Raw genomic sequence first — 21,351 nt, 5'->3', positions numbered from 1 at the left:
AATCTAGTCACTTTCTGCGCTGTCAGATAGCGCGCCAGCGCCACCGACGATCTCTGAAATTTCCTGGGTAATCTGTGCCTGACGGGCCTGGTTAGCCACGCGAGAGAGGTCCTCGACCATCTCGGTTGCGTTGTCAGTAGCAGACTTCATAGCTGTACGGCGTGCAGCGGACTCGGAAGCAGAAGCTTCCAAGAACATAGCAAACAGGATACGCGAGACGTACTGCGGAAGCAGCGCTTTCATCAGCGTATCTGCGTCTGGCTCAAACTCGAATCCTGCGGCAACATCGTCCGCAGACTCGGCGTCAGTCAGAGCGGAGTCACCGAGGTGATACTCCTCATCCTGAATGACCGGTTGAACTGGCAACAGCTGCTGAGCACGCGCGGTCTGGGTCAGCATGGACTCAAACTCGGTGTAGACAACGTGTACCTGGTCAAAGCCACGTACACCGGCGCCCTCACCCTGCGCATGCAGGCCGTCGCGGCCCTTGGTAGTGCCATGAGAACCAGCAATAAAGCCATCAATCAAGTGACGGCGCACATCGTGGGTGGTCTCCCAGGTTGGATCCTGAGAGAAACCGCCCCAGCTGCCCACTATTTCGTCCTCGCGGAACTTGTAGTGACCGATGCCCTTATTACCAGTAACGTAGCGAACTACCTCGTAGCCCTTGCTTTCCAGGAGAGCCTGCAGCTGTGCCGCCTTCTTGAAGACGTTGTTGTTATAGCCACCGCACATACCACGGTCAGAAGTGACCACGAGAATGGCGGCGACGTTTCCGTCTTCACGCTCACGCAGCATGTCATGCTCCAACGTAGAGGCGGCAGCCAGCTTGTTCATCATTCTGGTCATCTCAGCCGCGTACGGCTGAGAGGCCTCTACCCTAGCCTGCGCCTTGGTAATGCGCGAGGTAGCAATGAGCTCCTGGGCCTTGGTGATCTTCTTAGTCGAATTGACGGACCGGATGCGGTCACGTAGTTCGCGAAGATTAGCCATCGTTTCTCCTCCCTTCTTTAATCTAGACGGTTAGTTGTGAGTTCTGAACTCTACTTAGCCGTCTTGCGGGAGACGTTGAGCTCGGTGTTCTTTACGTCGCTTTCGTCCAAAGGCTCTACCGGTGCCTCGGAGCCCAGGTTACGGCCCTCGGAGGTGCGGAAGGTCGGCTGGAAGTCCTTAGCTGCCGCAACCAATGCGTCCTTGGACTCATCGGTCAGCGGCTTGCCACCGGAAATCTGCTCAAAGACCTCTGGGGTATTGGCGTTGAGGTACTCGTGTACCTCGTCCTCGAAGCGGCGGACGTCTTCAACGGGAACGACGTCGAAGATGCCAGCCTCGGCGAGGTAAATGGACACCATCTGGTACTCCACCGGCTGCGGGGAGGACTCCGACTGCTTGAGCAGCTCGACCAGACGGGAACCGCGCTCCAGCTGAGCCTTGGAAGCGGCGTCCAGGTCAGATGCGAACGCAGCGAAGGCCTGCAGGTCACGGTAGGAAGCCAGGTCCAGACGCAGATTACCGGCGACCTTCTTCATGCCCTTAGTCTGTGCAGCGCCACCGACACGGGAGACGGAAACACCGACGTTAATAGCCGGGCGAACGCCCTGGTTAAACAGGTCGGACTCCAGGAAGACCTGGCCGTCAGTAATGGAAATGACGTTGGTCGGAATGAAGGCGCCGACGTCGTTTGCCTTGGTCTCGATGATCGGTAGGGCGGTCATGGAGCCAGCACCCATGTCGTCGGAAAGCTTTGCAGCACGCTCCAGCAGGCGGGAGTGCAGGTAGAACACATCGCCTGGGTATGCCTCGCGTCCCGGCGGACGGCGCAGCAGCAAGGAAATGGCACGGTAGGCCTCAGCCTGCTTGGTCAGGTCATCGTAGATAACCAGGACGTGGTTGCCCTGGTACATCCAGTGCTGACCCAGCGCTGCACCGGAGAACGGTGCCAGCCACTTGAAGCCGGCGGAATCGGAAGCCGGTGCGGCCACGATGGTGGTGTAATCCAGTGCGCCGTGCTCCTCAAGGGTGCGGCGCACGCCAGCGATGGTCGAGCCCTTCTGGCCGATCGCGACGTAGATGCAGCGTACCTGCTTGTCCTTGTCGCCGGACTCCCAGTTAGCCTTCTGGTTCAAAATGGTATCGATGCAGACCGCGGTCTTACCGGTCTTACGGTCACCGATGACCAGCTGACGCTGGCCGCGGCCGATCGGGGTCATTGCGTCGATAGCCTTGATGCCGGTCTGCATTGGCTCTTCAACCGGCTGACGCTGCAGCACGGACGGTGCCTGCAGCTCGAGGACGCGCTCCTCTTCAGCGTTGATTGGGCCCATGCCGTCGATCGGCTGACCCAATGGGTTAATTACGCGGCCGAGGAATTCCTCGCCCACTGGGATGGAGAGAACCTCGCCGGTCCTCTTAACCTCGTCGCCCTCCTTGAGGGACTCGAAGTTGCCCAGGACCACAACACCGATGGAGTTGGTGTCGAGGTTCTGTGCGACGCCAATCACGCCGCCTGGGAACTCGAGCAGCTCATTCGCCATAACGGATGGCAGGCCAGAAACCTGCGCAATACCGTCAGCTGCCGAAATGACCACGCCGACCTCCTCACGGGAGGCCTCCGCGGAGTAGCTCGAGGTGTAGTTCGCAATCGCACTACGGATCTCGTCGGAGGAGATCGTCAGCTCCGCCATGTTCTTCCTGCTCTCGGTAGTATCTTCCAGCACTTACTTAAATCGTTTCTGTCGTTTCGGCTACGCCATCTGGGCACGCAGGCGGGCAATCTTGCCTGCCGTGGAGCCATCAATGACTTCATCGCCGACGCGGATGCGCATGCCACCGAGGAGGCTGGTGTCAACCTCAGAGTGAATGGACATCGCACGACCATAAATTTTGCCCAGCTTCTCAGCGAGTACTGCTTGCTGGCCTTCGTTTAGTTCACCCGCTGCGGTAACGCGCGCAATGGTGCGGTCCTGCAGGTCAGCTGCAGTATCGGCCAGTGCGGCTACGTCATCGATTGGGTTCTGCTCTGGGCGGGAGATGGCCTGAAGCACGAGGGCCTCAGTAAACATCGTGACCTTGCCGTAGAGCACGTTTGCCAGCAATCCGCGCTTGCGGGCGGAATCAGCAGTTCGGTCGGAAAGCAGCTGGGTGAGCTCGCCCTCACGGTCAAGGATCTGAGACAGACGGAAGAGCTCGTCTTCTACCTGGCCCAGCTGACCCTGCGCCTCAGCACCGCGCAGCAATGCGCGGCGGCCCAGGGACACCAATCCCTTGACAAAGTCCTTCGGGGTGGACCACTGTGCGGCCGCAGCTTCCTGGATGATGCGCAATGCGCCATCGGAAATCTTGGAGCCGAACAGGGTCTCTGCCAGGGACTTGCGTGCCTCGCTCGGGGCGGCGATATCGGTGAATGCAACGCGCAATTCGCGGTCTGCATCCAAGACATCGACAACCTCGAAGATATCCAGGCCCGCCTGCGCGGCGGTGGCGACGTTGTTGTCGCCTGCCAGGATTTCATCCAAGCGGGTTTGTGAGGTTGCGAGTGCTTCGCGGCTAGCTGCCTTCATAGTTGCCTACTTTCCGGCCGGTGCCACAGAGTCGAGCTCGGACAAGAAGCCATCAATGGTGGAGGACTTCTTAGAGGCGTCGGAAAGCTCGCCGCCCAGAATCTTCTCCGCCAGGTTGATGGAGTTCTGGCCCATTTCGGAACGCAGCTCAGTAACAACCTGCGAGCGGGAGGCCTCCAGCTGCTTCTCGCCATTGGCGACGATGCGGCGGGACTCTTCTTCCGCGTTGGTCTTAGCCTCGGCCTCAATCTGCTTACCGCGCTCGCGCGCCTGCTCGCGGATCTCGGCTGCCTCTGCACGGGCATCAGCCAGCTGAGCATTGTACTTTTCCAGAGCAGCCTTAGCCTCGGCCTGCTGGGCCTTGGCACGCTTCAAGCCGCCCTCGATCCGGTCTTCACGCTCCTGCAGCATCTTGCTGTACATCGGAAGAACGAACTTCGCGAAAATCAGCAAGATGATGGCGAACGGAATGATTGACCAGACTAAGTCGTACATCTTGGGCAGGAGGATGGAGTTGCCGCTCTCCAGCGGCAGGTGCTCACTTCCTTCTGCTGCAAGGTAGTAAATGACGTTGTTCATGGGTCTCCGTTCTTAAAGTTCGATTTACTTGTGTAAAGCGTTCTTTAGAACAGGAAGCCTGCAACGAGGCCGATGAGGGCAAGTGCCTCAACGAAGGCGATACCCAGGAACATGGTGGTACGCAGCTGGCCGGCCATCTCAGGCTGGCGTGCCATGCCCTCAACGGTCTTGCCAACGAGGATGCCGATGCCCAGGCCCGGGCCGATGGTGGCCAGGCCGTAGCCGAGGGACTGAAGGCCGTCGAAGGAGGTGGTTGCTGCGTCCTGAGCCAGGATGATCTCGTTCATGTGAAAGTCGTTCCCTTTCAATGTATATCCCGCGGGAGTGTCCTGCGGGGCGGTGTTGGTTTGATTTTGGGGTATTTAGTTAACCGCGAGGTTCGCGTTGTTGTTAGTGCGAATCTGCATGCAACGACAATTCGATGTATACCGCCGTCAGCAGGGCAAAGATGTATGCCTGCAGGAAGATGACGATAAGCTCGTAAAGCGTGAACAGAACCGCTGCGACCAGGGTCAAGCCACCCACTGCGGTCCAGGCGTTGAACTGGAAGAAGAAGAAGTTCGTAGCCGAGTACAACAGGACCAAAATGAGGTGGCCAGCCAGGAAGTTCGCCATAAGACGAAGAGCCAAAGTGACTGGGCGCATAACAAACGTAGAGAATGCCTCAATCGGCACGACAAGAATGTGCAAGGCCGGTGGCAGGTTAGGAATAACCACCGAGGACTTGATGAACTTGCCAAAGCCATAGCGCTTAGCGCCGGCGTAAATCATGGCGATATACGCAACAGCTGCCAAGACGATTGGCATACCGATACGGGCGTTCGGAGAAATGTTCAGACCCGGCACAATAGTTGTGAGGTTCCAGAACAAAACTGCAAAGAAGATAGAGGCCAAAAGTGGAAGGAAGCGACGTCCTTCCTTCTTGCCCAAGATGTCTTCTGCGATCTGAACTCGCACGAAGTCAATCGCATGCTCGCCTACGTTTTGAATTCCTTTAGGAACCAGCTTGGGGTTCCTGAAGGCGACAACAAATAGGAGCACCAGCACGGCCGCCATCAGAAGGCGAACGAGCATGATGCGATCCAAAGCGAACCAACCGTTGGCAAAATCGCTCAACCAGAGGTCAACGACTCCGCCATCATCGGTTACGTGCCCCGGGAAAAATTCTGGGTCCAGTTCGGGTGCGTGGAAGCTACCCTTCATGGCCAATGTTGTAACGCTCAGCGTTCTCTCCCGTGTTCGGGCCACACAGCTTGTCGAAGGCCGTGTGGTGCGATGGACGTCTCAAACTCTCTGCCTCACACACGGACTCCGTCGCACATCAGCGTGCGTAAGACAGGGATTCACCGCTGCGAAAGCCAGCTTTTGTGCCAGCCCGCGGTAACCCGAAGAAAAGCGTATCAGTTAGATCAAGAGTTTTCGCACGTGGGGGGCCACTAACAAGCCTAGTTTCGCCACTGTGGGCCCAATTCCGCCACAAATTCACAACAAAAAGGCCACATTCTGCCTAAATCCTGCTACGTGGAGTTCATCACACCTGCCTATTTCCCCACCTTGACGGGGGTAACCACAACAGAAACGATTGCATGCACACAGAGCAAAAGGGCCCACCACCTTTCCTTCCAGAAGAGCGGTGGGCCCTAACAAAGGCCACTTCCCTGCTACGAGACGTACGTGACCCGCGAGGTGACGACGGCCCATACCTCTGTGCCCAAAGTGGCGAAAAGGGCCAGCATGACGGTCACGAACAGCGCCAAGGTGTCATAGAAATCCATATCTCGGATTACGAGAAGCACCATGACCAAAACGATGATCTTAAGCAGCCAACCACCCAGCACCACCGCCATGGTGTTGGCAGGAGTGGTATTGGCAGTCAGCAAAACCGACAAGGCGGTAAATAAGACGAAGCCGCCACCGATAGCGGCACCGACCAGGACTCCCCAAATACCGGGAAGACCACTGATACCGCCCCAGACGGCTAAGGAGACCACCGTGATAACCAGCAGGGCTAGGCCGCCCAGTCTGACCGCCCTTTGCATGGGACGGCGGTGGTCATCAAATTCCGAGGGTTGCGTAGTCGCTTGTGCTTCACTCACGGCTACACACCCTACCTCACGAGGGCTCGGATTCCTTCACCACGACGGTCTCTCGCGCAGCTGGGCCAATCTTTCCTTGCCGCAAAGGTACGAGGGTTGCCGCGAATGCCAAGAGCAAGGCAACAACGGTAACGCCAATGGCCACGGGTGCGGGCACGATAGAAAAGGACACCGCGCCGAAGGCTACGGCGGAGACCCACAGGTAGAGGACCAGCACGGTCCGGCGGTGGGTATGGCCGAGCGAGAGAAGGCGGTGATGGATGTGCGCCTTATCTGCAGAAAACGGCGAACGCCCTTGGGATAGTCGACGAATAACGGCCCAGACAAGGTCCAGGACTGGAATGAACACCGCTGCGACCACAACGATGATCGGCGACATCAAAGCGACAATGTCCACCGTGCCGTAAAGCGACATGTTGATCTTGCCAGACGCGGAAGTCGAGGCCGCAGCAAGCAAGAGACCAATAAGCATCGAGCCTGAATCCCCCATGAAGATGCGAGACGGTTCAAAGTTATGCGGCAAGAATCCAGCGCACATTCCCACCAGGGCTGCGCTGATGATGGCCGGTGGGTATGCCGAGACCGCACCGCCTTGGTCATGGAGAACGGTCAAAGAAAACACCAGAATTGCCCCGCCCGCAATCATGCCAAGGCCTGCCGCTAGGCCATCGAGGCCGTCGACAAAGTTGATGGCATTGATGAGCAGAACGGTAAAGAAAGCGGTGAGCAGGGTGCTTTGCAATTGGTCGAGGACGACCGTGGTGCCGCCGCCAAAAGGGATGAAAAGCAGGGTCCAGGTAAGGCCCAGCCCGCTCATCAAGGTGGCCGCAAAGAGCTGTCCAAACAGCTTCACTATGGCACTCAGCTCCACCAAGTCATCGACCACTCCGACAAGCACTAGCGCCAGGGCCGCCCAGAGCACCGCATTCATCTCCGGAGTGACGGGCATAAAACCCCGAGTCAAGGCTGGAAGCTGGGCTGCGAGGAATATCGCCGCCGCGAAGCCGATAAACATGGCCACCCCACCCATGCGCGGGGTGGGCTGCGTGTGGGCGTCGCGCAGGCGAATCTCCGCCACACGGCCGGTGCGCACCAAAAAGGAGCGCACCACACCGGTGGTGAGATACGTAAATGCTGCTGCGACGAGGATGACGAGGGCCAGCTCGCGCAGCGGGACACCACTGCCGCTCACGCGAATGCCTCCTTAAGCATGTGGGCGGGTACGCAGGGTCTGCGCATCGGCGCCGATGACCTCGCCGATTTCCTCGGCCGAAAGCGCGCCTTCGCGCAGGAGGTACGGGCGCTCGCCGGAGAGGTCAATGATGGTCGAGGGCTTGCCGACGGCCGTCTCTCCCCCATCCAAGTAAACCGTCACGGCTTTACCAAGCTGCTGCTTGGCCATGAGCGCCGTGGTCGGCGGCTGGTGGCCAGAAATATTGGCGGAGGAGACAGCCATGGGGCCAACCTCGCGCAGCAACTCGATGGCAATGGGATGCAAAGGCATGCGCAGCATCACGGTGCCGCGGGTATCGCCGAGGTTCCACGGCAGAGACGGCGCTTGCGGAACGACGATGGACAGGCCACCGGGCCAGAAGGCCTCAACCAAGTCGCGCGCGGTATCCGTATAGGAAGCAACGAGGCCGCGAACGGTATCCCAGGACCCCACCAAAACTGGCACCGGCATATCCGGGCCGCGCTGCTTGGTGGCCAGGAGGTTGGCTACGGCATCATTATCAAAGGCATCGCAGCCGAGGCCGTAGAGCGTATCGGTGGGCATGACCACAAGGCGGCCGGATTGCGCAGCCTTGACCGCAATGTTCATGCCCTCTTCGCGCTCGGCATCATCGGCGCAGTTAAAAATCTTTCCTTGCATATTCTTTTCCCCTTCTTGCCCTCACTGGTGTCTTAGTCTACTCCGCGTACCGCAGTGACAAAGCGGGGCGTTCCCGTCAGATCCTGCAGCGGGGCGATCTGTTCAAAGCCGCCGTGGCGGACCAATGCGGCTTGTACGGCCTCGCTCGTGGAATCGTCGTGTTCGATGGCTAACTTGCCGCCTGGGCGCACAAGGCGCGCAATGGTCGGGATAAGGCCGGTGATGACCCCCATCCCATCCGTACCGGCAAAGACCGCGTTATGCGGGTCATGATAGACCTCCGGTTCAAGATCCGAGGTCTCTGGCACATAGGGCGGGTTGGTCACGAGGAGGTCCACGGTCCCGTTCCATTCCGCCAAAGTATCGTCGGCCGTGGCGTCGGCCTGGATGACCTCTACCCCGGTGTTACGGGCATTGGCTTGGGTGTAGGCCAGGGCGGCGTCGGCAAGCTCCACTGCCTTCACCTGGGCGTCAGGCAGATAGTGGTGTAGGTAGAGCGCCAACGCGCCTGTGCCGGTGCACAGATCAACCAGCCGCGGGCCTTCCGCATTGCGCACCGCCCAGTCCGCCATAACCTCGGTTTCCGGCCGCGGGATGAACACGCCCGGGCCCACCTTGAGCTCCAGCGGGCCGAACCAGGCGCTGCCTAGTACATACTGCAAAGGCTCGCGGTCCTCCCGGCGGCGAAGCAGCGCATCAAAGGCCACGTCGAAGCCGGGCATAGAAGACTGATCGAGCGGGATATCCATGTGGCCGCAGTGGATGAGGTGCGCGGCCATAATGCGTGCATCCCATTCAGGGCTGGCCACCCCGGCAGCACGAAGGCGCTGCACCCCGCGGCGCAGCGCCTGTCCATACGTGTTATCCACGCTGGTTTAACCCTCGGCCTCGAGGCGCTCGGCACGCTCTTGGTCCTGCAGGGCCTTAATAAGGTCATGCATGTCGCCATTCAACACAGAGTCCAAGTTATTAGCCTTGTAACCAATGCGGTGATCCGTGATGCGGTTTTCCGGCCAGTTATAGGTGCGGATGCGCTCGGAGCGGTCCATGGTGCGCACCTGGGAGGCGCGCTGCTCGCCGGCCTCGGCCTCGCGGGCCTCACGCTCCATCTGGTCCAAGCGAGCCTGCAGTACCTGCAGCGCACGCGCCTTGTTCTGGATCTGAGAGCGCTCCTTCTGGCAGGTCACGATAAGCCCGGTGGGCAGGTGAGTAATACGCACCGCGGAGTCGGTGGTGTTCACGCCCTGACCGCCCTTACCGGAAGAACGGTAGACGTCGACGCGAATATCCTTGTCATCGATATTGACGGACTCGACCTCTTCCGGCTCCGGGTAGACCAGCACGCCGGCGGCAGAGGTCTGGATGCGACCCTGGGATTCGGTAACCGGAACTCGCTGCACGCGGTGCACGCCGCCCTCAAACTTGAATACGGACCATGCACCATCGCGCGACGGAGACTTGGAGCGGAAGGAAATGGTCATATCCTTCACACCGCCCAAATCGGACTCATTGAGGCCCAAGACCTCCCAGTTAAAGCCCGTCTTATCCGCATAGCGCTCGTACATACGGGCCAAGTCGCCGGCAAAGAGGGCTGCTTCCTCGCCGCCCGCGCCGGCCTTGATTTCCATAATGATGTCCTCGGAATCCTGCTCATCGCGCGGCGCGAGCAGGTCAGCGAGCTTTTCTTCCAAGCTCTCCACGGACTTTTCTAGGCGATCCGCTTCCTCCTGGAAGTCATGGTCCTCATAGGCCATCTCCTTGGCGTCGGCGAGGTCCTCGCGAGCCTGAGTGAGCTCATCATTGACCATGATGATGGGACGCAGTTCCGCGTAGCGCTTGGAGAGCTTGCGGAATTGCTTCTGGTCGCCGGCAACCTCCGGATCGCCCATCTGCATCTCAATGCCCTGGTACTCGGACACGATGTCATCAACGAGGGAAACCTGATTAGACATAATCTTCTTCATCCTTATCCGCAGCCATCGGGGCCGAGGAGGCCACCTGCATCAAGAACTCGCCATTGGAGCGGGTCTTCTTCAGCTGCTTAATGAGCAGGTCAATCGCCTGGTGAGAATCCAGGGCAGAAAGGATGCGACGCAGCTTGGTCATGATGCGTGCTTCCTCTGGAACGAGCAGCAGTTCGTCCTTACGGGTGCCGGACGGGTTGACGTCTACGGCCGGGAAGACGCGTCGCTCGGAAATGCCACGGTCCAGCTTCAGCTCGGCATTGCCGGTGCCCTTAAATTCCTCGAAGATGACGGTATCGCCGGTAGAGCCAGTCTCCACCATGGCGGTGGCGATAATGGTCAGCGAACCGCCCTCTTCGATATTGCGGGCGGCACCCAGGAAACGCTTTGGCGGGTAGAGCGCATTGGAGTCCACACCGCCGGAGAGAATGCGGCCAGAAGCCGGGGAGGAATTGTTATAAGCACGGCCGAGGCGGGTAATGGAATCCAGCAGGACCACGACGTCCTTGCCCTGCTCCACCAGGCGCTTGGCGCGCTCGATAGCCAGCTCCGCCACGGAGGTGTGCTCTGATGGCGGACGGTCAAAGGTGGAGGCAATTACCTCACCGTTGACGGAGCGTTGCATGTCCGTAACTTCCTCAGGGCGCTCGTCTACGAGGACGACCATGAGGTAGCACTCCGGGTTATTGGTAGAAATCGCGTTGGCGATATTCTGCAGAATCGTCGTCTTGCCGGCCTTTGGCGGGGAGACGATAAGCGCGCGCTGGCCCTTACCAATCGGCATGATGAGGTCAATGACGCGGGTGGTGAGGATCTTCGGATCCGTTTCCAAACGCAGGCGCTTATTCGGGTACAGCGGGGTCAGCTTATTAAAGTGCGGGCGTTGCTTTGCGCCTTCCGGATCAATGCCGTTGACGGTATCGACCTGCACCAGCTGATTGTACTTGCGGCGGTTGCGGCCATTGCCGTGCGTATGCGTCGGGCCGGAAACCTTGACCTGACCGGTAATGGCGTCACCAGAGCGCAGACCTAGGCGGCGGACGATGCCGTTGTTGACAAAGACGTCGGAAGCCGCGGCGCGGTAGCCCGTGGTGCGCAGGAAAGCGACATTATTGTCTACGACGTCCAAGATGCCGCCGACAGCCTGCAGCTCATCGCCCTCGCGGACCTGCAAATCATTGCCGCCATTATTGTCATTGTTATTTCCGCGGCCGCGGCGGTTGCGGCGATTGCGGCGCCCACGGCGGTTGCCGCGCTCGTGGTTATTGTTGTCCTCGTGGCGGTTGCCGCGCTGCTTATTATCGCCGCGGTCATTCTTCTCGCCCTGATTATCGGAGCCATCCTGGGAGCTATTGTCGCGGTTGTCCTTAGCGCCGCCCTGCTCCTCGTTGCGGTTGCGCTCCTCGCGCTCTTGCCGTTCTTGGCGCTCCTGACGCTCTTGGCGGCGGGCGCGGTTGCGGCGAGCGCGGCGGGCCTGGGAGCGCGATTCATAGCGCTGCTCCTCGCCAGAGCTCTGCTGGCGGTTATCCTGCTTCTCGCCGGATTCTTCCTGCTTTTCCGCCTTCAGCGGCGCATCTTCCTGCGCCTTTTTGCGCGGCTTATCTGCTTTCTCAGGCTTCTCCGCCTTTTCTACCTGAACGGCCTTTTCCACCTTGGCCTTGGCCTTAGGCGGAACCTGTCCGGTCTTGATGGCGGTGATGAGATCCCCCTTGCGCAGGGCAGAGACACCACGTAGGCCGCGCTCTGCGGCCATTTTGCGCAATTCCGGCAGCTTCAGGGATGCAAGATCCTGTGCTGCGGTGTTGTCCGTTTCGCTCACGGATATCCTTTCGTTGCTTGACCAGGTCCGATTATGCGGGAGCCGCCGCAGCCTATGCTCGCGGCGTTGCACTGGAAGCCAATGTGTATTTTTCTAGGACTTTTCGCCCTCATGCCAAGGCGCATGCGCGTCCTGCCGGGCAATAAGTATGAGGCCTCTTCCGTGTCCTCGAGGAGACTTCGCACAACGAGTGCGCGAACCGGAAGAAATCAAGAAACGACTGCGGGCAAAATACTTCTCTGGGCCCGAATGCATAGGAAAGGGGAGCTAAAACTTTCCAGTTTCCTACCAGTCGCGAACAAGTATAACGCATAGGGCGCAACGCCCGCACCATGACACCGCTACAGTAGAGGCATGCTTTCCACGATGATGGATATCCCCCTCTCCCTGACCCGCATTTTGGAATACGGTGCCTCGGTACACGGGGACACCACGGTTACCACCTGGCACGGTGAGGGCACCGGCTCAGAATTCGATCCGGCCGAGGAAGTTACCTTCCGCGATATCGCTGCCCGCGCCGCCGCGTTCGCCCACGCCATTCACGATGAATTGGGTATCACCAGCGATGAGCGCGTGGGCAGCTTTATGTGGAATTGCGCCGAGCACTTGGAGGTAATGTTTGGCACCGCCTGCAAGGGCGCGATTTTTGCCCCGCTGAATAAACAGCTGATGAATGACCAGATTCGCCACATTATTAACCATGCGGAAATCTCCGCCATCGTGTGCGATCCGCGCCTGGCGCAGCAGCTGGGCAAGGTGCTCGTGGGCACCGACTCCGTGGGAAGCGTCATCATCACCGGCGCCCAACCAGCGCAGCAGTTTGCCCACCTTTTCCCCCGCGGGGTTGAGGTGTATTCCTATGAGGCTCTTATTGACGGCCGGTCTACCGTCTATGACTGGCCCGAACTAGATGAGCGCACGGCCGCGGCGCTGTGCTATTCCACGGGCACCACGGGCGCTCCCAAGGGAGTACTATATTCGCACCGGTCCCTCTACCTGGAGGCCATGCAGCTGCGTTCCTCGGACTCGCTGTGCATTACCCACGGCGAGACCTTCCTGTGCTGCATTCCCATCTGCCACGTGCTCAGCTGGGGCGTTCCCTTCACCTGTTTCATGACGGGCACCCCGCTGGTGCTTCCCGACGCCGACGTGTCCGCCCCCACCCTTGCCAAAGCCATCGCCGCTACCTCTCCGCGCGTGGCACACGGCGTGCCCACCATCTGGATTCAGCTCTTTGTCCACTACATGCACCATCCACCAGAGCGCATGACACTCACCGAGATCTACGCCGGCGGCTCCCCCGTCCCGCCGATGCTGATCAAGATGTGGGAGGAGCGCTACGGCGTCGATGTGGTCCATGTGTGGGGCATGGTGGAAACCTCCACCGTGGGCAGCGTTGCCCGCCCACCCCAGGGTGCCTCGGGCGATACCCGCTGGGCCTACCGCGTATCCCAAGGTCGCATCCCCGCCTCACTGGAATACCGCGTGGTCAATGATGGGCAAGTCGTCGCCCGCACCGACCGCAATGCCGGCGAGCTGCAGGTGCGCGGCAACCTAGTCACCGGTTCCTACTACCACTCGCCCACCGCTGAGCCGGGCGAAATCGCCTCCGAATTCCGCGGCAAGCAAGTCGAGGCCGCGGAGGATAAGTTCACCGCCGATGGCTGGCTGCGCACTGGCGACGTCGGCTCTGTTACCAAGGACGGCTTCCTTACCGTGGAGGACCGCGCCCGCGATGTCATTCGCTCCGGCGGCGAATGGATCTATTCCGTGCAGCTAGAAAACCTCATCATGTCTGACGAGCTTGTCGTGGAGGCCGCTGTGATTGGCTACCCCGATAAGCAATGGGTCGAGCGCCCACTCGCCGTCACAGTATTGGCCGAGGGCGCCTCGCCCACCATCGAGACCGCAGAACGCCTGCGCGCCAGCATGCGCAAGGAACTGCCGAGCTGGATGCTGCCAGAGTATTGGACCTTTGTGAAGTCCATCGATAAGACCTCCGTGGGCAAGTTCGATAAGAAAGATTTGCGCGCCCACCTGGCAGAGGGCGAGTACAACATCATCCGGCTCAAGGGCCCAGGCGAATCCCAGCGCCTCGATGCCACCAACGCCGCCGATTTAAGCCGGGAAAACTAGGAATAAATTCGCGTCAGTCGCCGTTGCAGCTTGGTGTACCTCGTCCCCTCTCCTAGACTGGCACCAATGACCTCTTCCTCCCAGCAGCCCGTGGTTTCCCTGCCCCTGCCTACCGTGGGCCGGGCGAAACCGCCGGCGGATCTGCCTGCACCGGCCGCTGATGGCACGCGCGCACTGGTGGATCGCTATGGACGCCAGGCCCGTGACCTGCGCGTCTCGCTGACGGATCGCTGCAACCTGCGCTGCACCTATTGCATGCCGGCCGAAGGCTTGGAGTGGATGCCCACAGAGCAAACCTTAAGCGATGAGGAAACCATCCGGCTGATCCGGATAGGCGTCGGCAAGCTGGGCATCCGCCAGGTGCGCTTTACCGGCGGCGAGCCCCTGCTGCGCAAGTCGCTGGAGAAAATTATTGCTGCGACCAAACAGCTGCGCACTGACCAAGGCCGCTCCCCATCCACCGCGCTGACCACCAACGGGCTTGGCCTAGAAAAGCGCGCCGGCGCCCTCGCCGCGGCCGGGCTCGACCGCATCAATATCTCGCTCGACACCATCGACCGCGAGCGCTACGCCGCACTCACCCGCCGCGATCGGCTCGACCACGTGTTGCAGGCCATCGCCGCCGCGGATGCCGCGGGCCTGCATCCCATCAAGATAAACGCCGTGGTCATGCCCGGGGTCAACGAAGAAGACATCGTTCCACTGGCGGACTATGCCGTCCACCACGGCGCCCAGCTCCGCTTCATCGAGCAGATGCCGCTCGGGCCCCGCGAGCAGTGGCGCCGCGAGGACATGGTCACGGCCGAAGATATCCTCGCCCGCCTGCGTACCCACTTTTCCATGGCGCCGGCACGCGAACCGCGCGGTTCCGCCCCCGCCGCCCTATGGGAGGTCAGCGCTCCGGACGGCACGCGCGGCACGCTGGGCATCATTGCCTCGGTCACCCACCCCTTCTGCGGCGATTGCGACCGCACCCGCCTTACTACCGACGGCGCCATTCGCAATTGTCTCTTTGGCAATTCCGAAACCCCGCTGCGAGACCTGCTGCGCTCCGGCGCGAGCGATGAGGACATCATGGAGGCTTGGGCCGGGGAAATGTGGAGCAAAAAGCCCGGTCACGGCATCGACGACGAGGGCTTTCTCCAACCAGACCGCCCGATGTCCGCCATCGGCGGCTAACCTGAGTCTTATGTCCACGCCCCGCAGCATCTCCGCGCACCTCGACGCCGTACTCGCGCTGGCTTCCACGCCACCGGCCGAGTCCGCACCAGTCGATGCCTCCCTCATCGGCCGCATCCTCGCCGCCGACGCCACCGCGCGCTTTCCCGTGCCACCCCATGCCAATTCAGCGATGGATGGCTTCCTCGTCCATGCCGCGGATCTTTCTTCCTCCGCACCGTGGACCCTCCCCGTCGCCGGCGATGTACCGGCCGGCGCGGCTCCCATCGCTGTGCCCACCGGCCACGCCGTTCGCATCATGACCGGCGCCCCGGTGGCCGATACCGCAGGAATGCTCGTCGTTCCCGTGGAAAACACCACCACCCCGGCCGGCCCGGTAGCACTTCCGGACGAGGTCACCATCACGGAGACCCCCACCAAGTCGCATATCCGCCCCGCCGGCGAGGATATCCAGCCCGGCGCGCCAGTCGCCACCGCCGGCATGCTTATCGATGCCGCCGTCATCGCCGCCCTCACCTCCGCCGGCGTATATACCGTTACGGCCTACCGGCGCCCGCGCATCGCGGTAATTTCTTCCGGCGAAGAACTCGTCTCTTCCCCAGCGCAGCTCGCCCCCGGCCAACTGCCAGATTCCAATGGCCCGATGCTCGCCGCTCTTTGTGGCGCAGATACGCACGTCCATGTGGGCGATGCCCCTGCGGACCTAGCCTCTGCGCTAGATGAGCTAGCCCCGTCCCACGACCTCATCATCACCTCAGGTGGCGTATCAGCCGGCGCCTTCGACGTCGTCCACACCGTACTCGGGCGCACGGATTCCGCGTGGTTCGGGCACGTCGACCAGCGCCCGGGTGCCCCGCAGGGCTACTCCCTGTGGGATGACACCCCGGTGCTGTGCTTGCCCGGAAACCCTGTGGCAGCCTTCGTCGATTTTCAGCTCTATGCCCGGCCGCTTATCGCCGCACTGTCCGGACACCCCGCTCCCTGTCAGAGGGTCAACCTGCGTGCACGGGTGGATTCGCCCCTTCCCGCCTCCCGCGGCCGGCCGACCATTGTTCCCGTCACCGTAGACTTTCAGGCAGCGCCCACCATCACCTCGCACCTGCCCCACGGCAGCCACCGCGTCGTGTCGCTGGCCGGCAGCAATGGCTTTTGCCTCATCGACTCCGAGCCGCCGGCCATGGGCGAGGACATCACCGTTTATCTGTATTAAGGAGCAACCATGGAATTTACCCACCTAAACTCTGACGGCGCCGCCTACATGGTCGACGTCACCGAGAAACAGCCCACCGTGCGCACCGCCACTGCGGAGGGCGAGGTCGCCTGTTCCCCCGAGGTGATGACCGCGCTGCGCGATGGCACCGTGCCCAAGGGCGATGTCCTCGCCGTCGCCCGCATTGCTGGAATCTCGGCCGCCAAGAAGGTCCCCGAGCTACTTCCCTTGGCACACACCATCGGCGTACACGGCTGTGCAGTGGAGCTCACGCTTGCCGACGACCACGTTTCCATCTCCGCCACCGTCCGCACCGCCGACCGCACCGGCGTGGAAATGGAGGCGCTTACGGCCGTAAATGTCTCCGCGCTCGCCATTATCGACATGGTCAAGGGCGTGGATCGCTCCGCGTATATCCGCCGCTGCGGAATCGTGGCGAAATCCGGCGGCCGCTCCGGGGACTGGTCCCGCACCCTCCCGGAGTCCTAATGCTCGGCGCGGTCATCCTCGCCGGCGGTCACGGCAGGCGCATGGGCGGCGCCGATAAGGCCTCCCTTTTTGCCCACGGCACGCGCTTTATTGACCGCCTGCTCGCCCAGCTTCCCTACGGCACCCCGACCGTAGCCGTCTCCCCGCATCGCCTCGGCCTGCCCCAGGTGTGCGAGTCACCGCTCTACGGTGGTCCCGTCGCCGGCATCGCGGCCGGCGCCCAGGCGTTATCCCACTGCTCCGAGCTCGCCCTCTTCGCCGTGGATGCCCCCGATTCGCCGCTGCTGCTTCCCCGTCTGCGCTCGACCCTCGCTTCCTCCACGGCCGATGCCGTACTCACCCGTGCCGCCGACGGATACCTCCAGCCGCTGTGTTCCCTCTGGCGCGCTCGCGCGCTCCACTCTCAGCTGGAATCCCTTCCTACGACTCGGAACGTTTCCGTCCGTCGCCTCATCCGTGGCGCCAATTTCATCGAGATTCCCGGCACCGGCGCCGAACGCGACTACGACACCCGTGCGGAGCTGCGCGAGCTCCCCGCGTTCCCTCCTCACACCACCCTTCGCGCTCACCGGCAGCCGCTCGGCTAGTCCTCCACCTCCACCCGTGAGCGCCGAGGGAGAAGTCTCCGCTTTCCCGCCCTTCGCGCTCACTGGGAGCCGCAGCAAACGCGAAATCGCCGCCCCGGTGAGCGCGAGGGGTGGACGAATACGAAAACCCGCCCTTCGCGCTCACGGTGGGCATGAAATATGACCAAGAACGGTCGCTGGTGAGCGCGAAGGGCGGGAGGAGCGGGAGGGTCCGAACCGCGGGAGAGCTACTCGGTCACGATGAACTTGCCGTGCTGGCCCTTCTCTGCGTTAGTCATGATGTGATTGACAAAGGAATAGGTACCGGGCTCGTTGAAGGTCATTTCGACGAATCCGCCTTGCGCCGGGAGGAGGTCAAGGGCTTGTGAACCGGTGGAGTCTTCATTCTTGATGAGGTAGGCGCCTTCCTTGTAGGCGGTATCGAATTGTTCGCCTACAACATGGAAGCTCAGCGGCTGGTCGGGGCCTAGGTTGGTCAGCCACAGACGGACGGTATCGCCTACCTTGGCCTTGATGGGCTCTGCGTCATACTGGCCAGGGTAGTAATTGAAGGCCATCAGGTCGAAGCGGCCGTCGGCAACGCGCTGGGCGTCGGCGCCGGTGGATTCCTCGCCGAGGAAGATGTCGGTGGCCATGAAGTTATACTCCGCGTCAACGGGCTTAAGGTCCAGCGGATCGATAATGACATTGCCGGCCATGCCGTTGGCGATGTGTAGGGACATGGGCATCGTGGAGCAGTGATACATCCAGATGCCGGAGCGGTTCGCGGTGAACTTGTAGGTCAATTCCTCGCCCGGCTGGATGGATTTCATGGTCTTATCTGGGTTGACCTCGCCGGCGTGGAAGTCAATGGAGTGGGCCATGGAGCCCTCGTTCTTGATGGTGATTTCGAATTTATCGCCCACCTTGCCGCGCAGGGTGGGACCAGGGGCTTGGCCGTTGAAGAGCCAGCGCATCTGCTTGATGCCGGGGGCGACCTCCACGACTTCCTCGGTCATCGTCCAGGTCTCTTTGTGCGTCTTCGTCTCAGCGGCCGGCTGCAAAGAGGCGTCGAAGGCGGAAAAATCGTCGCGTTGTGCGCCGAGTTCGGCGGCGGTTGGCACGTCTACGTGCGGGTTGCTAGCAGAAGACACCGCATGGTCATGTCCTGCAGCGGCACCGTCTCCCACGTTGACCTGGAAGGTCATGCCCTGCATCTTGTGGCCAGCGATGGTGCAATAGCCTTCCTCGGAGGAGTCGATGACTCCGGCGTCGAGTTGGACGGTCTCGCCGGGGTCGACGCGGCCGGTTTCAGCGTCGCCAATCTTTAAGTCGTGGACTTGGTCGCCGGAGTTGGTGAAGTTGACCACCAAGTGGGTGCCGGGGTCGATATCGATGGACGAGGGGGTAAAGGCCATGCCGTCTACGCCCACGTCAATGGTCTGCGTTTCGCCAGAGGATACCGGTGCCGCGGACTCCGAGCCCTTACCAGTGGAATTAACCACCGCGAGCGCGATGACCGCCGCCAGCGCGATGCCGATGAGCAGCCATGAGGCCCAGGAGGAATCTTTGGGTGCGGGTTTGTCCGCAGGTTGTGAGGAAGAAACGCTCAGCATTTAACTCTCCAGTCTTTTCTTAAGGTAGATGGCTCGGCCGACGGCGATAACGTTGGCGGCAAGGCCTATCCCCATCATGATAAGCCCGGCCACGGTAGCGCCCAGCAATGTCAGCAGTCCGCCCACGTTGATGAGCAGCAGGCGGGCGTAGCCGGTGCGCTCCGCGGTATTAGGACGCGCGCCGGTAAGGATCGGTAGCAAGTGGTGCAGGACCCCGGTGACCAACTGCAAGAGGCCGGCACCGAGAAAGGCGGGTAGCAAAATCAGGGTAATGGTGCGCGGGTAGGCGCCTACCGCTGCGGAAATGGCATCGCCGGCGCACAGCGCCAGCATCCACAGCAGGCCGGCGATGACAGCAACGGTGGCGGTGGTCAGCCGCGGCGAACGCCCCATGACGGTGGCAAGCACCGGCTGGATGATGAGCACCGCCGCCAGGACCACGAGCAGTTGGGCCACGCCTGCGGCGCGGGTAAGGCCCACCGCGTACAGCGCCATCGCCAAGGACAAGCCAACGCAGTGCACGATGAGCGCGCGAGTACACCGCGCGCGAGCGGTGGGCGAAATCGCCGTGGCCGATAGCGTGGGGAGCAACGTAACCACCGTGCCGATGACGGTCAGCCACGCGAAGCCCCAGACCATGCCGCGCGAGTGGGCGCCGACGAGGAGGGAGTACTCGCCCACCCCATTACCGCTGAGGATGACAAGCACCACGGAGGCAATCATGAACACAGCCGCCGCGATATAAAAGGGCACGGTCACGGCAAAAGAACCAGACAGTGAGCCGCGAAGGCGCCGCGCAACGAACCACAGGTGCCAGGTGAGGGCGGCGATGATGAGGGCAGAGGCGGCGTCGGCAAGCGGGCCCCAGTCATACCCCGCCCTATCAATGAGCAGCAAGATAAGCCCGAGCTGCACTAGGCCCACGCGACTGCCGACGCCCCGGTAGTCCCCGCCCGCAGTCCGGGTCAAGGCCTCGGTGAAATGGGTGGAAAAGACGATGATGGCCGTGGTCAGAGCACCAATGGTGAAGGGATGGATGATATCCCACCACACCACAGGAGCGCCCAAGGAGCCAGCAATGAGTAGGCCGAGACCAATAAGGATCCACAAGCCAATAACGGCGGCGCTCAGGGTATGCCAGCGGCCGCGCACGGCCAGGGATACGTCATGAATGCGCACGTCGCGCCTCCTTCGCAGTCAAGGCAATGCCGCAAGCGAGAAAAATTAACACTGCGAATATCGTAACCACCCCGCCGGTGTGGAGGGCAGTGGTGTGCTCGGCGCAATCGGCAAGGATGCGCAACGCGAGGCCGCCATGTAAGAGCGCCACCGGCACATAGAGCACTGAGTGGTACGGCAATCGGCGGCGGATAACGGAGGTGAAGATGATGGGTGCGTGCGCAAAAATCATGGACATGACAAAGCCCAAGAAGATGGCGTGCACTGAGGCATCATAGGCAAAGCCGGTGGACTGTCCGTGTAGCAGCCAGAGGTAACCGCCGAGGGCGAGCCAGCCGTAGCCGGCCAACATGCACGCCGCCGAGTAGCGCGGCAGGCCGTGCGAGCGCACCAGATTCTTGGCCACGTCCACCCGCGCGGTGGCCGCAGCGATGGCGATGAGCACCAAGCCCATCGCGCGATAGCCCACCGCAGGGGCAAGCACGTAGATGACGCTGGCCGCCGCCAGCCCCAGAACCAGAAGGGTCAGGTGGTTTTCGGCGCGGGTTCCGGCCATGGTGACGCGCGCTAGTTCCATGCGCTCGCCGATGATGGTGGCCACGGCGTAGAGGACGCACAGCGGCATCGCCGCGGCGAACCCCGGGCCCATGGCCCATAGGGCAGCTGCTGCTATTCCCCCGATAACTCCGGCTGCCTGCACCAAGATCGCAAGGCTCGCCTGACGGCGATAGATGGTGGCGTAAATGAAGCCAAGGACAAGGAAGCTCGCGGCAAAACACACGGCCGGGACCGCCCGCGGCAGGCCGGCGAGAATGCTCAGCACGCCGGCGACGTGGAACACGGGCCCGGCCCATGCCCAGGAGGTGCGCACGGCAACGGTGCGCTCAAGGCCGATGGCTCCGCCCACGAAACCGAAGACCATGAGCGGTCCGTGGTCGGCGGCGAAGGACGCTCCCGGGGTAACGTTCAGCCCCAAGAGGGTGGCACCCGCAACCAGACCTACCAGCAGGGACAGTCCTGCGAAGGCGAGGAAGATGAGGCGATGCGCCACGCTATTGTTTTGCACGGGTTTTATCGTACTAATA

General features: G+C 61.5%; 20 protein-coding genes. 5 read left to right on the top strand and 15 right to left on the bottom strand.

Annotation, left to right across the window (positions count from 1 at the left end):
• Positions 1 to 3 precede the first annotated feature (3 nt).
• The 12 genes from QP941_RS01665 to rho all read right to left on the bottom strand — a co-directional run bounded on the left by QP941_RS01665 (position 4) and on the right by rho (position 11,891).
• Positions 4 to 993, bottom strand: a complete 990-nt coding sequence (locus QP941_RS01665; protein WP_284867776.1) for a F0F1 ATP synthase subunit gamma — start codon at positions 991 to 993, stop codon at positions 4 to 6.
• A gap of 50 nt (positions 994 to 1,043) precedes the next feature.
• On the bottom strand, positions 1,044 to 2,684 hold the full coding sequence (gene atpA / locus QP941_RS01660; protein WP_284814005.1) for a F0F1 ATP synthase subunit alpha: 1,641 nt from the start codon (positions 2,682 to 2,684) through the stop codon (positions 1,044 to 1,046).
• Between the two features lie 60 nt (positions 2,685 to 2,744).
• Positions 2,745 to 3,560, bottom strand: a complete 816-nt coding sequence (locus QP941_RS01655; protein WP_239191482.1) for a F0F1 ATP synthase subunit delta — start codon at positions 3,558 to 3,560, stop codon at positions 2,745 to 2,747.
• Between the two features lie 6 nt (positions 3,561 to 3,566).
• Positions 3,567 to 4,139 carry a F0F1 ATP synthase subunit B gene (locus QP941_RS01650; RefSeq protein WP_284867775.1) on the bottom strand — a complete coding sequence of 191 codons (573 nt, stop codon included), beginning with the start codon at positions 4,137 to 4,139 and terminating at the stop codon, positions 3,567 to 3,569.
• A gap of 44 nt (positions 4,140 to 4,183) precedes the next feature.
• Positions 4,184 to 4,426 (bottom strand): ATP synthase F0 subunit C, encoded by a 243-nt coding sequence (locus QP941_RS01645; protein WP_049361381.1) that lies wholly within the window; start codon positions 4,424 to 4,426, stop codon positions 4,184 to 4,186.
• 103 nt (positions 4,427 to 4,529) lie between these two features.
• Complete coding sequence (gene atpB, locus QP941_RS01640; protein ID WP_049361382.1) at positions 4,530 to 5,342, bottom strand: F0F1 ATP synthase subunit A; 813 nt, start codon at positions 5,340 to 5,342, stop codon at positions 4,530 to 4,532.
• A gap of 458 nt (positions 5,343 to 5,800) precedes the next feature.
• Positions 5,801 to 6,178: a Cg1360 family ATP-synthase-associated protein gene (locus QP941_RS01635; RefSeq protein WP_284867864.1), complete on the bottom strand. Its 378-nt coding sequence runs from the start codon at positions 6,176 to 6,178 to the stop codon at positions 5,801 to 5,803.
• A 73-nt stretch (positions 6,179 to 6,251) separates the two neighbouring features.
• Positions 6,252 to 7,427: an MraY family glycosyltransferase gene (locus QP941_RS01630; RefSeq protein ID WP_284867774.1), complete on the bottom strand. Its 1,176-nt coding sequence runs from the start codon at positions 7,425 to 7,427 to the stop codon at positions 6,252 to 6,254.
• Between the two features lie 12 nt (positions 7,428 to 7,439).
• The gene (locus tag QP941_RS01625; RefSeq protein ID WP_284867773.1) at positions 7,440 to 8,108 is read right to left on the bottom strand and encodes an L-threonylcarbamoyladenylate synthase; all 669 of its coding nucleotides are present in this window, start codon (positions 8,106 to 8,108) and stop codon (positions 7,440 to 7,442) included.
• Between the two features lie 32 nt (positions 8,109 to 8,140).
• Positions 8,141 to 8,977 carry a peptide chain release factor N(5)-glutamine methyltransferase gene (gene prmC, locus QP941_RS01620; protein ID WP_284867772.1) on the bottom strand — a complete coding sequence of 279 codons (837 nt, stop codon included), beginning with the start codon at positions 8,975 to 8,977 and terminating at the stop codon, positions 8,141 to 8,143.
• A gap of 6 nt (positions 8,978 to 8,983) precedes the next feature.
• Positions 8,984 to 10,060, bottom strand: a complete 1,077-nt coding sequence (gene prfA / locus QP941_RS01615; RefSeq protein ID WP_023021759.1) for a peptide chain release factor 1 — start codon at positions 10,058 to 10,060, stop codon at positions 8,984 to 8,986.
• On the bottom strand, positions 10,053 to 11,891 hold the full coding sequence (rho, locus tag QP941_RS01610) for a transcription termination factor Rho (protein WP_284838936.1): 1,839 nt from the start codon (positions 11,889 to 11,891) through the stop codon (positions 10,053 to 10,055). Before rho ends, prfA begins: the two co-directional genes overlap by 8 nt.
• A 354-nt stretch (positions 11,892 to 12,245) precedes the next feature.
• Here rho and QP941_RS01605 point away from each other — a divergent pair, with 354 nt between their 5' ends.
• The 5 genes from QP941_RS01605 to mobA all read left to right on the top strand — a co-directional run bounded on the left by QP941_RS01605 (position 12,246) and on the right by mobA (position 17,492).
• Positions 12,246 to 14,027: a long-chain fatty-acid--CoA ligase gene (locus QP941_RS01605; RefSeq protein WP_284867771.1), complete on the top strand. Its 1,782-nt coding sequence runs from the start codon at positions 12,246 to 12,248 to the stop codon at positions 14,025 to 14,027.
• A gap of 66 nt (positions 14,028 to 14,093) precedes the next feature.
• Positions 14,094 to 15,206, top strand: a complete 1,113-nt coding sequence (moaA, locus tag QP941_RS01600; protein ID WP_284867770.1) for a GTP 3',8-cyclase MoaA — start codon at positions 14,094 to 14,096, stop codon at positions 15,204 to 15,206.
• 10 nt (positions 15,207 to 15,216) lie between these two features.
• Positions 15,217 to 16,416 carry a molybdopterin molybdotransferase MoeA gene (locus QP941_RS01595; RefSeq protein ID WP_284867769.1) on the top strand — a complete coding sequence of 400 codons (1,200 nt, stop codon included), beginning with the start codon at positions 15,217 to 15,219 and terminating at the stop codon, positions 16,414 to 16,416.
• A 9-nt stretch (positions 16,417 to 16,425) separates the two neighbouring features.
• The gene (gene moaC, locus QP941_RS01590) at positions 16,426 to 16,905 is read left to right on the top strand and encodes a cyclic pyranopterin monophosphate synthase MoaC (RefSeq protein WP_198492889.1); all 480 of its coding nucleotides are present in this window, start codon (positions 16,426 to 16,428) and stop codon (positions 16,903 to 16,905) included.
• Positions 16,905 to 17,492 carry a molybdenum cofactor guanylyltransferase gene (gene mobA / locus QP941_RS01585; protein ID WP_284867768.1) on the top strand — a complete coding sequence of 196 codons (588 nt, stop codon included), beginning with the start codon at positions 16,905 to 16,907 and terminating at the stop codon, positions 17,490 to 17,492. Before moaC ends, mobA begins: the two co-directional genes overlap by 1 nt.
• A 227-nt stretch (positions 17,493 to 17,719) precedes the next feature.
• Here the strand turns inward: mobA and QP941_RS01580 are convergent, their stop codons facing one another.
• The 3 genes from QP941_RS01580 to QP941_RS01570 are packed head-to-tail and all read right to left on the bottom strand — an operon-like array spanning position 17,720 to position 21,332.
• Positions 17,720 to 19,087, bottom strand: coding sequence for a multicopper oxidase domain-containing protein (locus tag QP941_RS01580; protein WP_284867767.1), 1,368 nt, complete (start codon positions 19,085 to 19,087; stop codon positions 17,720 to 17,722).
• Positions 19,088 to 20,266 carry a beta-carotene 15,15'-monooxygenase gene (locus QP941_RS01575; protein WP_284844018.1) on the bottom strand — a complete coding sequence of 393 codons (1,179 nt, stop codon included), beginning with the start codon at positions 20,264 to 20,266 and terminating at the stop codon, positions 19,088 to 19,090.
• Positions 20,253 to 21,332, bottom strand: coding sequence for a DUF8744 domain-containing protein (locus QP941_RS01570; RefSeq protein ID WP_284766290.1), 1,080 nt, complete (start codon positions 21,330 to 21,332; stop codon positions 20,253 to 20,255). Before QP941_RS01570 ends, QP941_RS01575 begins: the two co-directional genes overlap by 14 nt.
• Positions 21,333 to 21,351 lie beyond the last annotated feature (19 nt).

Source organism: Corynebacterium sp. MSK150, from assembly GCF_030229215.1.
Taxonomy (GTDB): Bacteria; Actinomycetota; Actinomycetes; order Mycobacteriales; family Mycobacteriaceae; genus Corynebacterium.
The sequence above is the reverse complement of the archived record's forward strand: the minus strand, read 5'-3'. Positions and strand labels throughout refer to the sequence as shown.

Excerpts from the sequence above, each read along its gene's own strand:
- QP941_RS01655 (WP_239191482.1), bottom strand. The coding sequence starts at position 3,560 with ATGAAGGCAGCTAGCCGCGAAGCACTCGCAACCTCACAAACCCGCTTG.
- QP941_RS01635 (WP_284867864.1), bottom strand. The coding sequence starts at position 6,178 with ATGCAAAGGGCGGTCAGACTGGGCGGCCTAGCCCTGCTGGTTATCACG.
- QP941_RS01580 (WP_284867767.1), bottom strand. The coding sequence starts at position 19,087 with ATGCTGAGCGTTTCTTCCTCACAACCTGCGGACAAACCCGCACCCAAA.
- QP941_RS01625 (WP_284867773.1), bottom strand. The coding sequence starts at position 8,108 with ATGCAAGGAAAGATTTTTAACTGCGCCGATGATGCCGAGCGCGAAGAG.
- QP941_RS01650 (WP_284867775.1), bottom strand. The coding sequence starts at position 4,139 with ATGAACAACGTCATTTACTACCTTGCAGCAGAAGGAAGTGAGCACCTG.
- prfA (WP_023021759.1), bottom strand. The coding sequence starts at position 10,060 with ATGTCTAATCAGGTTTCCCTCGTTGATGACATCGTGTCCGAGTACCAG.
- atpB (WP_049361382.1), bottom strand. The coding sequence starts at position 5,342 with ATGAAGGGTAGCTTCCACGCACCCGAACTGGACCCAGAATTTTTCCCG.
- atpA (WP_284814005.1), bottom strand. The coding sequence starts at position 2,684 with ATGGCGGAGCTGACGATCTCCTCCGACGAGATCCGTAGTGCGATTGCG.
- QP941_RS01645 (WP_049361381.1), bottom strand. The coding sequence starts at position 4,426 with ATGAACGAGATCATCCTGGCTCAGGACGCAGCAACCACCTCCTTCGAC.
- mobA (WP_284867768.1), top strand. The coding sequence starts at position 16,905 with ATGCTCGGCGCGGTCATCCTCGCCGGCGGTCACGGCAGGCGCATGGGC.
- moaA (WP_284867770.1), top strand. The coding sequence starts at position 14,094 with ATGACCTCTTCCTCCCAGCAGCCCGTGGTTTCCCTGCCCCTGCCTACC.
- moaC (WP_198492889.1), top strand. The coding sequence starts at position 16,426 with ATGGAATTTACCCACCTAAACTCTGACGGCGCCGCCTACATGGTCGAC.
- QP941_RS01665 (WP_284867776.1), bottom strand. The coding sequence starts at position 993 with ATGGCTAATCTTCGCGAACTACGTGACCGCATCCGGTCCGTCAATTCG.
- QP941_RS01605 (WP_284867771.1), top strand. The coding sequence starts at position 12,246 with ATGCTTTCCACGATGATGGATATCCCCCTCTCCCTGACCCGCATTTTG.
- QP941_RS01595 (WP_284867769.1), top strand. The coding sequence starts at position 15,217 with ATGTCCACGCCCCGCAGCATCTCCGCGCACCTCGACGCCGTACTCGCG.